We start from the raw sequence: 16,164 nt of genomic DNA, 5'->3' as shown, positions 1-16,164 counted from the left end.
AATGCCGATAATGAAGATATATTGTCTATATCTTTGTATCGTTCAGCTGCTGCCGTTTTCGCTAAAGGGTTAAGCAAAACGGTTAACAGAGCTATAAGCAAAAAGGAGGAAACCAGTTTGAAAAAGATCAGAAAATGGCTGTGCTCGGTAATGGCGGTTGCCATGATTATCGGACTGCTGCCAGCCGGATTAAGCACCGTCGAGGCGGCTGCACCCAATTATTTTTTTCCTGACAACCAGCAGTTGGCATCTAAGGCTAACCCGTCAACGATCAACCGCGATAATTCCTTTATTGCTGATACGAACCGCCTAACAATTACCGGAACGTATCAGTATGTCAACTCGGATTCATTAACCGTTCGAGTTGAGCAATTGGTAAACGAGGGCGGGACCTGGAAAGAAGATCCCCAGCGTTATTTTACCGCGGCCGTTAATACGCTATCTGACAATCGATTTGAGATTCGTAATCTTGAGTTGTTTTCCGGCTTTAACAAGATGACCGTCACTGGCAGACAAGGCAATATTGAACGCAGTGATACTTTTTATATTGTTTATGATGATGCTCCCTACCTTCAACAGCTGCAGGTTCGGGCAGATAGCGGGTCGATGGTCGATCTGAATGAAGGGGCCAGCTTGATTCTGGAGAAGCCAGCATCGGCTGGAGAAGGCTATACTATGCAAGTTTACGTAGATGGTAAGGCTAACAACACAACAGGAGTTACGGTGGACGGAAGAAGAGCCAGTGTACTTGAGGATGGCTCATTTTATGTTCCGGCTATTACGCTGCAGCCCGGAAAGAACGTGCTGGAGTTTGAACTTGAAAACCAATCGAATACGGTAAAAGTATACCGCACCATTTATTACTACGACCCGGATCAGCCCTATTACAAGCTAGATATCGTGCAAAGCGGCAATGCCCAATCTATGCTTGGTCCGAAACCAATATTGACAGATGCGGCTAACTCGGTGCACTTGGAAGCAGGCATGATTGTTCCTTATAGCCAGACTCCGTTTGACAGTGCTCAAGTACGGGTTTATGACCCGGATGGAACAACCGATGCGCTTGGCATACAAGGCTCGTTCACCATTACAGACATTCCTTCTCCAGACGGGATGTCCATGAAATACAGACTGGTTGAATTTACAACGGCGTTGTACACTTTGCCCGCACAAGGTGATCAGAGGATCGCGATTGAAATCGAGCATGATAGTGTGGAATCGACGGTTGTGCGCACAATCAGCTATTTGCCTAACGAGCTGCTGATTCAGAACATAGAGCTTTTATCAGATAGCAATCCCAATAATGTCGTAGGCCCGCTTCATAACAGCGAGGTTCAATCAGGAAGCTTTTATGTCAAAGTAACAGCGGACAAAAGCTACACAAGTGCTCAAGCCTTGCAAGCCAATCTGGTTCCTATGGGCCAAGTAAATATCCAGCATGTATCAGGCAGTGCCAACGTGCATGTCTATCAAATTACTGGTTTCCCTAACGGCCAGCAGCAGGTTCGTTTTCAGTTTGCCGGCAGTACTAATGCGTATATGGCAACCATCAATTATGTATCCAAAAATTTCATCTACGTAGAAAATTACTTTGATGGACAAACCATCACGATAGATTCCCGACAAGCGAATCGCTCAATCGCCGGCCCAGTTGTCAAATTAGTCGGCTTCGAAGGTTCGTATTCACTGGAATATTTCGTTAATGGTCTGCCTGGCGTCAATCCCCAGCCGGGTCAAGTAACGGACTTTACTGCTCCTCCGTTGAATGTAACTACGGAACCCGGTAATCTAAGCTATGGGGAGAACCGCCTTGTGTTTCGTGTTGTATACACGGAAGGGGAATATCGGCGCGAAGTGACCAAGGAAATCCGGCTCTATATTGTGGATACGAATGTATCGACAATTGAGCGCTTCGAGCCCGTGATCATTCCTGGAAACGGCAGAGCCGCGTTAAATGACAGCACGGAGCTGTCTCATATTTTTATCGATTCGCCAGACATCATTTATGCAGCTAACCAATTCAGAACAAGCAACAAAAAAGTCGATCTCGTGTTAAAAGCCGGGGGGGCTAACCATGTTAAGCTCACTCATGCCGGAGAGACGATTATTGAATTTAATACTACAACGAATACAACCGATCCTTACAATCCAAGCACGCCTAAAGCGAACAATGTGATTCTCATTGGCACGACTGCTTATGAATACGATTATTTTGGGAATCCTGCAAACTTTATTTTACGGATTCGTGATTTTGATTTGAGCAATCCAGGAACCTACCCATTTACGCTGGAGCTGAAAAATAACGTAGGCGCCACTTCCACCCAAAGAATTGAGGTGGTTAGAGAGGTTGCTGATTTCAGAATCGTTGCGCCGCAGCCTACAGTGGGGGACCGGATTGTCGTAAACAAAAATTTTGTCCGTTTTGATATTGAAGCTGAAGGCGCAACTGAAGTGCTGATCAATGGACAGCCTGCTGAAAAGCGCTCTGACTATAGCGATCGCTTCATTCTCGATTACACCGGCTTAAAAGCTTCAAGAGATAACAGCATTAAGATCGTCATTAACCGCCCATCGGGTAATTTGAACACTGCGGTCGATGTGTACTATGCCTATAGCAATCAGATCGGTTCGCAATATATGGAGGAAATTTCTAGAAAACACAGTGTGTTTGATAAAAAGCTGGAGCTTACCTTCCCTAGAGGAACGCTGCTCAAAAAGGCTAATCCTTCCTTAAATAATGGGGTGGAGCAGTTTTATAATAATACGAAGCTTTTATTCGGGATTGCAGATCCTAGCGATGGGGTAGTCGAAAGAATGAATGATTACGGCAACATTATCGGCTTCGATCCTGACCAAGGCTCGGACAGCGGAACAGGTGACCATCGTATTGTGCCAATTGAGCCGCGTTTGTCCCGCTTGTTTACCAGCTTGATGAATCGGGATCATTTCACTCCGATCTCTTCGATTTATTGGATTTCAGGAGGGGTAGGGGAAGCGGGAACCCGAGGCAGCACCAATTATAAGCCTGCCACCAATGGACTGAATCCGTACTCGCTGGAAGGTACTTTCACTTTGTTTGAACCGTCTCGCAAGCTTGTTCCAACGAATCGCGGCGAGTTAACCCTTACGTATGATGAATCTGTAGTGCAGGACGCAGGAACGGTCGTTACCGTATTCATGTTTAATGACCAAGGCCAATGGGTAAATCTTGGCGGAGTTGTTGATACGCGGAGAAACACGATTACGGTTCCATTCGATGATTTCGGCTATTACATGGTCGCCAAGCTGCGTTACGGTTTCAACGATGTTTCCAACCATCCCTGGGCCAGAAATGTTCTTGAGGCGCTTTTCTCCAAAGGCATTATGACTAATTTGCGGACTGAGGATTTTGGTGTAGACGACTATATCTCCCGCGGAGAATTCGCTACCTTGCTAGTCAAATCCTTAAACTTGCCTCTGAATTACGAAGGGGTGCCAACATTCGTTGATGTTACACCGGGAGATCGGGCAGTTACATGGACTTATGAACATTTGGAGACAGCGGCAAGAGCCGGAATCATTCAGGGCATAGCAAATCGCTACTTCGGGCCGACCGAACGACTGACCCGGGAACAGGCGGCTACCATGATCGCCAGAGCGGTTGAGCTGCGGTTGGCGCTTAACGATGCGAAGCTGGAAGCTTCCCTGGCGAAGAGCTTTACCGATGCAGGTGCCATATCCTATTACGCCAGACCAGCTATAGAAGCGGTCAACAAGGCAGGGATCATGATCGGCAAGGACAATCCATTACAGGAAGGTGAGAAAAAGGCAACGGTCAGATTTGATCCGCGTTCCAATTTGACCCGTGCGGAAGCCGGACAGATTGCTATTAGACTGCTGCAGCAATCGACGAAGATGTTTCCGAAGAACTTGAATTAATCGGCGACAACTGCATAATTGCTCTTTATCCTTTACCATGTCGACAATTCAACATAGTTTGTCGGCATGGTAATTATTTCAGAATGACGATAACGATCGAACGAGTTATACTAATAAAGCAGCTAATCATACATAGACACGCAATGGATGAACGTAATGATAGCCCGCATTGGGGCAAGAAACTTTTTTCCTGCCCACCGCAACTTTTTGCGAATTGAGACGTTTAATACATTAGAGTGAAGCAGAACAGCCTTTCTATCAGTCTTCCTCTGGATAAAATTCTCAAAATTACTCTTTACGGCGAAGAAGTGCCATTGTATAATGGGTAAAGTGGCATTCTAGTCTCTAGTTTTCTATGTTTTTGTTTACTAGTTTCTGTGACACCATGTTACAGACTTTATTAATAGTAATGATGCTCAACTCTGGAAAGGGGGTGAAATCGGCCAATGAGGGAAACGAGCTCCAATTATTGTACTACTCACACTCATGAACCGAAACGATTTCGAGGAGGAGAAAAAAAGGTTATGAAGAAAAGTTTGTCTTTACTCCTAGCTATAGCTATGGTCTTCTCCATGTTTGCTACGGTAGTATCCGCTAACCCGCAAACAACTATGGAGAAATATGAATTCCTTAAAGAAAAAGGAATTTTCGAGGGTACTGACGGCGACCTGCCAGCCCTTGACGACGCGATGACTCGCGCACAATTTGCAAAAGTTTTGACTTTGCTTAACGGTCTGTCCGAAGACCGCGCAGCAGCAGCTGGTTACACTGATCTTCTGGGTGCTGGCTGGGCTACTGGTTTTATCGGTGCAGTTACTAAAGCTGGTCTTATGGAAGGAACTTGGGATGTTCCCCTTCAGTTCACTCCATCCGGTGAAGTGAAGATCGAAGAATTGGCTGCCACTTTGGTACGCACATTTGATCTGACACTGGTTGACGAAGCTGTTAACGGTAAAGTTAGCGACTGGGCTATCCAATACGTTGCTACTGCTTTGAGAGCTAATTTGATTAGCGAGCAATCCGACTACACTGTAGCTGCTAAACGCGGTCTGCTTGTAGAAGCTGCTTACAATGCATATCTGCAACTTAATGTACCTGCTGAGCTTTCCATCACTGATGCTAAAGCTGTAGGTGCTAAGAAAGTCGATGTTACTTTCAACAAAGCTGTTGAAGATGCTAGCAAAATCAAACTGACTCTGAACAGAGGTACTGGTAACACTGCAGTGACTCTGGCAGAAAAAGACGGTTTGGTTTGGAACGATGCTAAGACTAAAGCTACTTTCACAACTAGCGTAGCTATGACTGAAGGCACTTATAACGTTAAATTAGCTCGTGCTGCTGAAGATAATGGCGTAGAAATCGGTACTGACTACAAGGATTTCTCCGTTCAAAATGAAAGAATCGAAAAAATTGATTTCAAAGCTTCCAGCGATATTATTCCTCAAGCTAAAAAAGTAAACATTGAATTTGAAGCTAAAAACCAATACGGTGAAGTTTCGACTCTGCCAGCTTCCCGTTTCACAATTCATTCCGGAAACAACAACGTAGCTGTTACTGCAGCTAACGACAGACAAAGATTGACTGTTAACACTCTTGATGCTGTTGATAATGGTTATCTGAGCAGAGGTAGCTACTTGGCTATCACGATTGTTGCCGAGAATGGTGCTGTAACTGCAAACAAAGCTTTCCAAATTGGTGATGTCCAAACTGTTGGAAAAATCACTCTGAATGAGCTGGTTCTGCAAAACAATAAAGAGCGTCTTGATGCTGGCGACTATGCTTACATCACTTATGATGCTCAAGACCAATACGGTCATCCGGTTACAGATTTGGAAACTCTTAAACGTTACGTTTTCTTGAGCAGCGTTCCTGCGGGAGTTCTTTCTCAATTAGAATTTGTTTCCGATGAAACTGGTGACAATGTTCCTGAGATTAGAATTACGGCTTCCAATCAGTATAACTATGACACTGAAACAACCGTTCATGCAGTTGCTGCTGGTACTGGCTCCAGCTCTCAGTTGAAATTGAATGTTTCTTCTCCAAAAACTCCTTATGAAGTAAGCTTTGGAGAGTTCAATGAAACTGTTGCAGTTGGTGACACTAAGAAGAAGTACATCCCATTGGTTGTTAAAGACCAACACGGAGATACTCTTTCCGCTGACGACATCGTAAAAGCATTCAATGAAAATCAAATGTATGTCTTCGGTCACTCCAACTTGGCTACTGTTGATGTTGAGAAGTCTGGTGTCAACAAAGGTAAGATTTATGTATTACCTAACAATGACGACAGAAAAGGTACTATTAACATCCAGGTTCAAATTCCTAGAACCAGCAAAATGGCTAACTTGAATGTTACAATTCAAGAAAGACGCTATGTAAACGATGTGTACATTTCTTCCAACATGAGACAAAGACTGCTTCCTGGTTCAGAAAGCAGCCTGAAGCTGAAGTTCAAAGATCAATATGGTGAAGATATTGAGATCTTCCAAAATCGCAAAGTAGAGACGGAAACAACTCGTATTTCTGGCGATTCCAACCCAGTTACTTGGACTGCGAATGCTAATAACCAGTACACTGGTACAGTTGACATTGTGAACAATGTTAATGACAAAAATATTACGTTCACTGCTTCCGCAACTAACAGAGCAGAAGCCGAATACAGATTCACAGCTAGATTGATTGATACTGAAACTGGTTCCGTTGTAGATACTGCAACTTTCACTTTCAGTACAATTAAAGCTGAAGATGCTCGCAACTTAACTTACGAGCTGGAGTCCTTCTCCAACGGCATTTATGCTAATGAGAAATTTAGAAGCACTACTGTTACAGGCGACACTTACAAAGCTTACCAAAGAGAAATTAAATTGACCGCTAAAGATTCCTCCGGTAGAACGATTGCTGTACCTGCTGGTGCTATCATTAGCGTAGGAATTGACAACAATGATGTTGCAAACATTATTGCAGAAGATGGTAAATTTAAGCTCAGCGGTAAAAAAGCTGGTAAAGTGAACCTCAATGCAGTTATTGAGATCGCTGGCCGTCAATACAATGCTCAATTGAGAGATGTTGAAGTTAGCGAAGCTACACCAATTGCTCAATCTATTACTGCTAAGCACAACGGCAAAAACAGAAGCGCTGGAACTGGATCCATCAACCTTTGGGATGAGTCCATTCTTGGCGAAATTAAAGTCAAAGATCAATATGGCGTAGAAATTAAAAACGCTGATCTGTGGCAAATTGGAGCATTCGGTGTTCGTGCAATCGTTACTAACGTTGAAGGTGGAACTGTTACTAACAACAACAATGGTACTATCACTGTTGGATCTGGCGTAACTTCCTTCACAGTAACTGTAAGCACAGCTAACGGATATTCCGTAACTGCTGATGTTGATGTTAACGCTGGTAGCTAATCTATATTAGCTTAAAGAAAGGACCCCCTTACGGGGGTTCTTTTCTTTTAATAGAGCAACTTTGTCTATTAGCCAAAGTATAACTACATAGATGAAAATTTAATGGGTTATTCTAAAGAATTTCAGTTCAAGAACTTATTTGTGAAAAATACATACTACTATTCATTCTTACTTGAGGTGATAAGAGAAAATGAAAGCAAAATGGAAGTTTATTGTTGCACCCGTTCTCCTGGGTGCTGGGCTATGGCTGGGAGCCATAATTACAACAAGTGCGGATGGAGGGAATGCAGTAAGTCCTGGAACAGCAGATGACCCATTGGTGACAAAGAGTTATGTAGATTCTCTGTTTAATGGCGGAACCCCAAGTGGAGGATCGAGCCCATCCGGAATTACGGAAGCCGATTTAAATAAGCTAAAGCAAGAGATATTGAAAGAACTTGAAACTCGCGCGGGCTCAAGCGGCGGAAGTACTACTGGGGAATCCGACGGAAGTGCCCAGATCGTAACCGTCGTTGAACTTCAACCGGGGGAAACCTTGTATGCCTCTTCAGGTACTGAAGTTATTGTCCGTAATGGACAAGCGGTAGCAGTTAGTGATGATGATAACGGTATACCTGATGTAACAGCTGGTAAGGATATTAAAGCCGGTAGCAAAGTGGAGCTTAATCACTTGTTATTGTTCCCTAGAGAAGGGAGAGGTATTAAATCTCTGGAATCCAATACCACGGTAATGTTTGTAATGGTAAAAGGCACTTATCTTCATCTAGATGCCGCGGGTTCTAAAGTTGGCCCGTAGACGAAACGCTTTAGAGTTTCGCTTCATGTAAAGCGTTGTGATAATTTCCGTAATTGTGCATAACCTAACCATAAATTTTCTTGAACTGACATTTTGTTTTACGTGTGAAGTTGGACGATTGAGCAATACTAGAGGATACCTGATAAGGAGGTGACTCTATATGGCTAAATCGAATAAATTGGTTCCTGAAAGCAAGCAAGCTTTAGATCAATTAAAGTATGAAATTGCCGCTGAACTTGGACTTCCCATCGGTAATCATTCCGTTAGTTTTTCGAATGCAGATGCAGAATTTGCAGGAGAGCTTGGTACATTCTCTCGAAATTCGCAAAAGGAGCACTATTGGGGACATTTATCCTCTAGAGATACTGGTGCAGTCGGTGGAACCATTACTAAACGCTTAATTCAGAAAGCTGAAGAAACCCTCTTTAATCTGTAATTTTTTTATTCGATGATTCGATTGGTTTTCTTTTCATCTACCTGAATCTTTTAGTTATTTACTGGTAAATAAATTCATACGTTACCAAGTTCCATTAAAAACACCTTCAAGTTTCCTTGAAGGTGTTTTCCTTAGGTAGCTTATGGACTTTGTAAGTAAAAAACGTAATAGCCCCCATAATCTCGGGAAGAGTTGCCTGAAATTTGAAAGAATAAAGTTTCACCTGGAGCTACATGGCTTCCTTGAACACCATCAACTTGTCCAGGACCCATATCTGATGCTGGGATTGTAATCTCAGTACCAAATCTTGTTTGATGAATCATTACCAAATTATAATTAATGCCCGCAGGAGATTGTAATAAAGCAGTAAAACTTACGCTGGATCCAGTATTGTTGGTCCATTTGTACCAATGAGATGTATTCTGAGGCAAAGCACCACTTACACTAGAGTTCATTGAAATGGGATCGGCAGTTTGTCGGGAAGTATTAGCAAAAGCGGACGAGGAAATAGAGAATAATAAAATAATTGATAGTAACGTGGTTATCAATTTCTTGTTCATATAAATACCTCCTTATAATAGCAAATTAGCTGGCGCTAACCTCATTCTACCATAATTAGGTTATAAATGTAAACAAATGCTATAAAAAGTAAAATAATAGAAAGTCCTAAGAGTACTTTTTAGTGATCTGTAAAGTGAGTCAAACTCATGACATACACCAATTGACAGCCTTAGACAAATAAAGTACTATTTGAACATGAAGGTTATCCAACCTCCTCTCCTACGGGAGCAGGTTGTTTTTTTGTGTAAGGCTACTATGAACTAGGGGGTCGATGGAGTGACGACTTCAACGAATAAAAAATTATTTACTTCTGAATCCGTGACAGAAGGACATCCCGATAAAATTTGTGATCAAATTTCGGACGCCGTATTGGATGCATTTCTAAAGGAAGACCCAAATGCTCGGGTTGCGTGCGAAGTGTCGGTTGCTACAGGGCTTGTTTTGGTGATCGGGGAGATTTCAAGCCGCGCCGATTACATCGATATTCCGTCTATTGTCCGGAATACGATTAAGGATATAGGCTACACTAGAGCTAAGTACGGATTCGACTACAAAACGTGCGCAGTATTAACTTCTTTGAACGAGCAGTCGGCTGACATTGCCCAAGGTGTAGATAAAGCTTTGGAAGCAAGAGAAGGCCAAATGTCTGATGAAGAAATCGAAGCACTAGGCGCTGGAGATCAGGGGTTAATGTTTGGTTTTGCTGTCAATGAAACCCCAGAGCTAATGCCAATGCCTATCGCTTTGTCTCACCGCTTGGCCAGACAATTAGCTGAGGTCCGTAAAAACGGTACGCTGCCTTATTTGCGCCCGGATGGCAAAACACAAGTTACCGTGGAATACGAAAACGACAAACCGCTTCGCGTGGATACAATCGTTGTATCAACGCAGCACTCGGAAGACATTACTTTAGAGCAGATTCAAAAGGATATCAAAGAACACGTAATTGCACCGGTTGTCCCAAATGAATTTCTGGATGAGAATACCAAGTATTTTATCAACCCGACTGGCCGTTTTGTAATCGGCGGCCCTCAGGGAGATGCCGGTTTAACCGGGCGTAAAATTATCGTTGATACGTATGGCGGTTACGCGCGTCACGGCGGAGGGGCTTTCTCCGGAAAAGATCCGACCAAGGTAGACCGGTCTGCCGCATATGCAGCAAGATATGTAGCGAAGAACGTAGTAGCAGCAGGCTTGGCTGAAAAATGTGAAATCCAATTAGCTTACGCTATCGGTGTAGCACGCCCTGTATCCATTAGTGTAGATACATTTGGAACTGGAAAAGTTAGCGAAGCAAAGCTGGTAGAAGTCATTAGCAAACACTTTGATCTTCGTTCTGCGGGGATCATTAAAGAGCTGGAATTAAGGCAGCCTATTTATAAGCAAACAGCAGCATATGGCCATTTTGGAAGGACCGATGTTGATCTGCCTTGGGAAAGAACGGATAAAGCAGAGCTGCTGAAGAAAGATGCTATGGCTTAAAAGCTACAACAGCCTAACGCATATACTTTACAACTTCTACTACTTCCTCGCACGTTTTTAACTAAAGAACAGCTTACAATGGAACATTATTAAACCCTTCTCTATATTTAAGAAAAAGAGAGGGGTTTTTCTTTGTCTAGCCTTATCGAAAAATGGAGAATTTTCCTTTTCTATCGTAACTTTTCACTATCCCTAGTAGTCTATATATAGTGAGAAACGAGATTTGGAGGAGAGACAACTATGATTCAACGGCAAGAGCAGACGAGAAAGAAGTGGCGGAAACGTGCTGCAGCCATACTGTTAGCTGCTGGCCTGATCATGCAATCCTGGACAGTTATGCCGAGTCCGGCAGAAGCATCCGGGAAAGTAACCTATCAAGGTCAAGAAATTATCTCTGCGGGGGCCATCTTAAAAAAATATAATTATACCTCAACGAGAAAGGGCAAGACGGCTAATGTAAAAGTGAATGTCGTAGAGATCGCACTGCAAAATCCATATATCCATTTGGATGTGATGACAGGTCAAAATGATAAATTTACTAAGCCGAATACGGTCAAAGGTATGGCTAGCGATAGCGGAGCGATAGCTGGAGTTAATGGTGACTTCTACAATACAAAAGCTGATTTGGCTCCAATGGGACCTCAAATAACTAATAACGAGATCCGAGCTACCCCTAACGAGCTTCCAGGATTCTACAGCTTCGGGGTAACAATGGACAACCGACCGATAATCGATACGTTTACTTTTACGGGCTGGGTTACAGCAGCCAATGGAAATAGCTATAACTTAGGCGGAGTTAACAAGACTTACTACTGGTTCGAACCTAGTGGCCAGCACAGTATGATCGATAGTATTTTCTTATATACGGATGCATGGGGTAGTCCGGTTCGGGCCAATGATGGAGTAACTGTACCTACCGAGGTTCTGGTGCAGGATGGAATTGTTCAGGATATTAGAGTAAATGGTGTTTTGGATATGACTCCGCCGGAGGACGGATACATATTGCGGGCTTCGGGGAAAGGTGCAGAATTTGTAATCAATAACCTCAGTGTGGGTGAACCCGTATCTGCTGAATACAACATTATTCCACGCGATCCGACAAAAAGCTATAAAGCTTCTGATTTTAAAATGCTGATTGGCGGACATACGATTCTTGTCGACAATGGCAAACCAACTTCATACTCAAGATCTGGTGCTGAACCGAACGGTTTTCGCGCGCGGACAGCGGTTGGATTTTCACAGGATGAGAAGTTTGCTTACTTGATCAATGTTGAAGACAACGGCAGTAGTGCTGGAATGAGCTTTGCTGAGTTGCAAGATGTAATGATACAAATCGGCGTATGGAAAGGCATTAATCTTGATGGCGGCGGTTCGTCCCAGATGGTCGCCAGACCGTTAGGAGAGCTTGGAGTTCAATTAGTTGGCATTCCGGAATCGAATTACCAGCGGCGTGTCGTTAATGGGATTGGAGTGTTCACGACAGCTCCTAAAGGGGAGGCATTGGGACTAAAGATCTCCGGCCCGGATTCGCTCTTTCTTAACGAGCCTGGGGTTTATACGGCCAGAGGCTATGATGTCTACTACAATCCTATTCCTCAGCTGGAAGACCCCGCTCAATGGTCTGTCAGCGATAACGCGGGGACGTTTGCAGATAATGTTTATACACCAACAAGAAAAGGAACGTCCACGATTCATGTGACGTCAGGCCAGGCAAAGGCAAGTACAGAAGTGAACGTTGTGCAAAGAAAAGACATTGCCCGGTTGCAAATCATTCCATCCAGCAGCGTTCTGATTGAGAACGGAACAATCGATTTGGCGGTAAAAGCATGGTTAAGGGACGGAACGGAAAGGGTAATCCCTGCCGCTTCCTTTGACTGGAATATGAGAGGATTTGAAGGTGAAGTCGTCGGTGATCAGCTTATTATTTCCAGTTTGGATGAGAACTACAGCGGCGGACAATTGATCGCTACTTATGATGGGTTTAGCACAATTCTTGACATGACTCCAGGTGTGGATAAGCTGTGGACAGATTTCGAGGAGAATGCTCCTCATGTATCCTTTAGTAGTACGTTAGGGGTCGATGGCGATGTGTCTATAGTGGAAGGGATGCTTGAATTGCCGGCTGGACAGCATGCCGCCCAAATGACAGTAAATTTTGTTGAGGAAGCGATTGGGACTTTGGCTGCCTATACTGAGTTCGGAACGGATGGAATTGTGTTGGAAGGCCAACCGCAATCCATGAGCCTGGACGTGTGGGGAGATGCGAGTAATCATTGGCTTAGAGCAGAACTGATTGATGCTGGAGGGAAGACCCATCGGGTCGATCTGGCCAAACAGGTAGATTGGCTCGGCTGGCGGACGGTCAGCGGAGACTTCTCCAGTTTCGACATGGCTTACCCGGTCAAGTTGACTCGCTTGTATGTTGCGGATATTGACGAGGGTCGCGAGACGCGGGCACGCCAATCGACCATTGGCTTCGATAACCTTTCATTCCGTTACAAATCCCAAGATATGAGTGCATCGAGAAATAAAGTGAGTCTGACTATCGATCAATCTCAAATTGTTGTTAACGGGCAGCGGATGCAAATCGATCAGGCACCTGTGCTCATTGATGGCAATACGTTGGTGCCCATCCGTTTTGTAGTGGAGGCCATGGGCGGAGAAGTAGTTCCGTGGCAGGTTGGTGATGTTGAACGCAAGGTGACTATTTACAGAGACGGAAATATGGCTGAATTTTGGCTGGACCAATTAGATACGGTGATTAACGGTGAATTGGTAACAGCTGAAGTGCCGCCGCAACTGATTAATGAAAGGACCATGGTGCCACTGAGAATTCTATCCGAAAATTTTGGCTGGAAAGTGTCGTGGGATCAACCTACCCTTACAGTGACTTTGGAATAGATCTAGTGAACTAAGGATGCTTTTGGAGTTGAGACCACGGACTGGTTTTTTTGCTAAAAGATAATATCAGGCTTTTGGTTGATTAGTCGCAGGGTGCGAGTAAGTCTTGCGGGATATTGAGAAATGGGTTAAAAGGGTAATCTCAGCAATTATTCGACAAAAAATTAAATTTTTAGTTAGTGGCGTTCTATACATGATGCGAGAATATGGTAAAATAGTTCTATTGAAGCTCTCCAATCGTTCTTCAAATTGTGTTAGTATGTTTACAGGAAGACAAGCCCAATGTTGAAGGGGTACTGGACAGAGTGAAAGTAGATGCCATAGATCGCGTCATCAAGAACGCCATTAATGTTATGGAGAGCAGCAAATACAAAATATTCGAAATCAGCGAAAGCGCGCGCAATGAAATGAATTCATTGCAGAATGAGCTGGAGCGTGTTTCTGAAGAAACTTTGCTCACAATTGATCAGGTAGATAAACTAGAACTGGAGTACCGGAAATCAAGAATCCGATTGACTGAAGTCAGTCGGGATTTTCACCGTTTTACTGAGGAAGATATTCGGATTTCTTATGAAGCGGCCACCCAGCTGCAGCTGCAGCTGACCGTTTATCGGGAGAAAGAGAATCATCTGAAGATGCGGAGGGATGAGCTGCAGAAGCGAATTCGCAACGTCGAAGGGCAAATCGAAAGAGCCGAAACCCTCGTCTCACAAATGAATGTAGTGCTGGAATATTTGTCCGGCGATTTAAACCAGGTTACGCGTATGCTCGAATCAGCCAAAACCCGACAGCTTCTTGGCCTGAAGATCATAATGGCCCAAGAGGATGAGCGCAAACGGATAGCTCGGGAAATTCATGACGGATTGGCACAGACTATGGCCCATGTAGTGATTCGCACAGAAATCGCGGAGCGTATGCTGGGACAGCAGCAGTATGAAACGGTGAAGGAAGAGCTTGGTGATCTGAAGGAACAGGTAAGAGACAGTCTTGAAGAAGTCCGCAAAATTATTTTCAATCTTCGCCCCATGGCTTTGGACGATCTCGGACTAATCCCAACCTTGCGCAAGTTCGTTCAGGATTTTGAAGAGAAGACCAAAATTCGCACCCGCTTTGATCTGGCCGGCAGAGAGAGCCGGTTGCCTTCCGCTATGGAAGTAGCCGTTTACCGATTGATTCAAGAGGCTTTTTCCAATGCTTTGAAGCATGCCAACGCCTCCTACATCTCCTTGGATATGACATTCCAACGACATATGGTGAAGATTGTAATTAAAGACAATGGGACCGGTTTTGATGTCAAACAGATGGAATCCAAGATGTTAACCGGTAATCATTATGGCTTGATGGGGATGACCGAGCGTGTAGATCTCTTGGAAGGCAGAATGGACATTGAATCGAATAAAGACCAGGGCACCAAAATTACAATGCTAATTCCAATAAGTTCGGAAGAGAGGAAGGAGTGAAGCAATGGTGATAACGGAAAATCCGAAGCGTACGGTGAAGCTGTTGTTGGCCGATGACCATCAGCTTTTCCGCGAAGGTGTAAAGCGCATTATTAACATGGAGAATGACTTGGAGGTCATAGGAGAATGCGGCGATGGAATCCAGGTCATAGAGCTGTGTAATGCGCTTAATCCGGATATTGTGTTAATGGACATTAATATGCCGGTGGAAAATGGTGTCGTTGCCACTCAAAAACTAAAGGAGATTTTTCCATCTGTTAAAGTCATTATACTATCGATCCACGATGATGAAAGCTATGTATTCGAGACACTTCGCAAGGGGGCTTCCGGTTATTTGCTTAAAGATATGGAGGCCGAGTCATTAATTAATGCGATTCGTTCGGTAGTCTCGGGCCATGCCTATATTCATCCGAAGGTGACAGGCAAACTAATCAACCAGCTCCGCCGCATGACCTACTTGGAAGACAGCAAAGTTACGGTGGATGGTGAAGTGCAGGAGGCGGGGGTCAAATACATTCACTCGCCTAACAGTCCGCTAACGAGAAGAGAAGCCGAGGTGCTCCGTCTTATGGCGGAAGGAAAAAGCAATAAAGCTATCGGAGAGTTTTTATTTATTAGCGAAAAAACAGTCAAAAACCACGTCAGCAGTATTTTGCAAAAGCTGGAGGTTGATGATCGGACGCAAGCGGTCATTGTGGCCATCAAAAACGGCTGGGTGACCCTTTAGGAACCGATCCCCTGAAACGGCATATACTATTTCCATAAAGGAGGTAGCCGCTATGGGGATCGGTTTGCTTATAGTTGCCGGAATTTTCGGATTGAGCATCCTGTCAGTGCATGCTATCTATTACTTCTATAGGAATCAACTTGCTGAAGTTCATCCGGATATCGTGATTATCATGACTTATAATAATGAAAATGAAATAGAAAAAGAGATGAATCATATTTACACCCGGGCCTTGTGCAGAGGTAGAGAAGTGAAGATCGTCATCTTCGACGGCGGATCCAGGGATACCACATTAACGATAGTGGAGAAATGGAACCAGAGAAGGGGATGTGTTCAGGTTTTCCATACGAATACAGGGTTGGATGCTTTCTTAAAACAGCATAGAGACCATATTGTACAAGTCATCACGCTTCACGAGAAAGGAAAGCCGCTTCATTTGTCAGCTCTCTATCCGTAAACGCTTTCGTAATATT

The 16,164-nt window shown here is 44.0% G+C and carries 10 protein-coding genes; 9 read left to right on the top strand and 1 reads right to left on the bottom strand.

Features of this window, described 5'->3' with window-relative positions; translation table 11 throughout:
* The first annotated feature begins 117 nt into the window (after window positions 1-117).
* From PSHG_RS29700 to PSHG_RS24130, 4 genes are all read left to right on the top strand, one after another.
* Window positions 118-3,918, top strand: a complete 3,801-nt coding sequence (locus PSHG_RS29700) for an S-layer homology domain-containing protein (protein ID WP_010278943.1) — start codon at window positions 118-120, stop codon at window positions 3,916-3,918.
* 524 nt (window positions 3,919-4,442) lie between these two features.
* Window positions 4,443-7,328: a hypothetical protein gene (locus PSHG_RS24140; RefSeq protein WP_010278940.1), complete on the top strand. Its 2,886-nt coding sequence runs from the start codon at window positions 4,443-4,445 to the stop codon at window positions 7,326-7,328.
* A gap of 190 nt (window positions 7,329-7,518) precedes the next feature.
* Window positions 7,519-8,124, top strand: coding sequence for a hypothetical protein (locus PSHG_RS24135; RefSeq protein ID WP_010278938.1), 606 nt, complete (start codon window positions 7,519-7,521; stop codon window positions 8,122-8,124).
* 160 nt (window positions 8,125-8,284) lie between these two features.
* Window positions 8,285-8,560, top strand: a complete 276-nt coding sequence (locus PSHG_RS24130) for an alpha/beta-type small acid-soluble spore protein (RefSeq protein ID WP_010278936.1) — start codon at window positions 8,285-8,287, stop codon at window positions 8,558-8,560.
* Between the two features lie 140 nt (window positions 8,561-8,700).
* Here the strand turns inward: PSHG_RS24130 and PSHG_RS29695 are convergent, their stop codons facing one another.
* Window positions 8,701-9,120, bottom strand: a complete 420-nt coding sequence (locus PSHG_RS29695) for a hypothetical protein (RefSeq protein ID WP_010278934.1) — start codon at window positions 9,118-9,120, stop codon at window positions 8,701-8,703.
* 277 nt (window positions 9,121-9,397) lie between these two features.
* Here PSHG_RS29695 and metK point away from each other — a divergent pair, with 277 nt between their 5' ends.
* From metK to PSHG_RS24100, 5 genes are all read left to right on the top strand, one after another.
* Window positions 9,398-10,603: a methionine adenosyltransferase gene (gene metK, locus PSHG_RS24120; RefSeq protein ID WP_010278932.1), complete on the top strand. Its 1,206-nt coding sequence runs from the start codon at window positions 9,398-9,400 to the stop codon at window positions 10,601-10,603.
* A 240-nt stretch (window positions 10,604-10,843) separates the two neighbouring features.
* On the top strand, window positions 10,844-13,504 hold the full coding sequence (locus tag PSHG_RS24115; RefSeq protein ID WP_010278930.1) for a stalk domain-containing protein: 2,661 nt from the start codon (window positions 10,844-10,846) through the stop codon (window positions 13,502-13,504).
* Window positions 13,505-13,809: 305 nt separating this feature from the next.
* A complete protein-coding gene (locus tag PSHG_RS24110; protein WP_010278927.1) occupies window positions 13,810-14,964 on the top strand; it encodes a sensor histidine kinase in 1,155 nt (384 codons plus the stop codon).
* 4 nt (window positions 14,965-14,968) lie between these two features.
* Window positions 14,969-15,691: a response regulator gene (locus PSHG_RS24105; protein WP_010278923.1), complete on the top strand. Its 723-nt coding sequence runs from the start codon at window positions 14,969-14,971 to the stop codon at window positions 15,689-15,691.
* A gap of 52 nt (window positions 15,692-15,743) precedes the next feature.
* Window positions 15,744-16,148 carry a glycosyltransferase gene (locus PSHG_RS24100; protein WP_010278920.1) on the top strand — a complete coding sequence of 135 codons (405 nt, stop codon included), beginning with the start codon at window positions 15,744-15,746 and terminating at the stop codon, window positions 16,146-16,148.
* Window positions 16,149-16,164 lie beyond the last annotated feature (16 nt).

This window comes from Paenibacillus senegalensis JC66 (assembly GCF_000285515.1).
In the GTDB taxonomy this organism is placed as follows: domain Bacteria; phylum Bacillota; class Bacilli; order Paenibacillales; family NBRC-103111; genus Paenibacillus_L; species Paenibacillus_L senegalensis.
The sequence above is the reverse complement of the archived record's forward strand: the minus strand, read 5'-3'. Positions and strand labels throughout refer to the sequence as shown.

Coding starts and splice junctions, on each gene's coding strand:
- PSHG_RS24135 (WP_010278938.1), top strand. CDS start 7,519: ATGAAAGCAAAATGGAAGTTTATTGTTGCACCCGTTCTCCTGGGTGCT.
- PSHG_RS24140 (WP_010278940.1), top strand. CDS start 4,443: ATGAAGAAAAGTTTGTCTTTACTCCTAGCTATAGCTATGGTCTTCTCC.
- PSHG_RS24115 (WP_010278930.1), top strand. CDS start 10,844: ATGATTCAACGGCAAGAGCAGACGAGAAAGAAGTGGCGGAAACGTGCT.
- PSHG_RS29695 (WP_010278934.1), bottom strand. CDS start 9,120: ATGAACAAGAAATTGATAACCACGTTACTATCAATTATTTTATTATTC.
- PSHG_RS24130 (WP_010278936.1), top strand. CDS start 8,285: ATGGCTAAATCGAATAAATTGGTTCCTGAAAGCAAGCAAGCTTTAGAT.
- PSHG_RS24105 (WP_010278923.1), top strand. CDS start 14,969: ATGGTGATAACGGAAAATCCGAAGCGTACGGTGAAGCTGTTGTTGGCC.
- PSHG_RS24100 (WP_010278920.1), top strand. CDS start 15,744: ATGGGGATCGGTTTGCTTATAGTTGCCGGAATTTTCGGATTGAGCATC.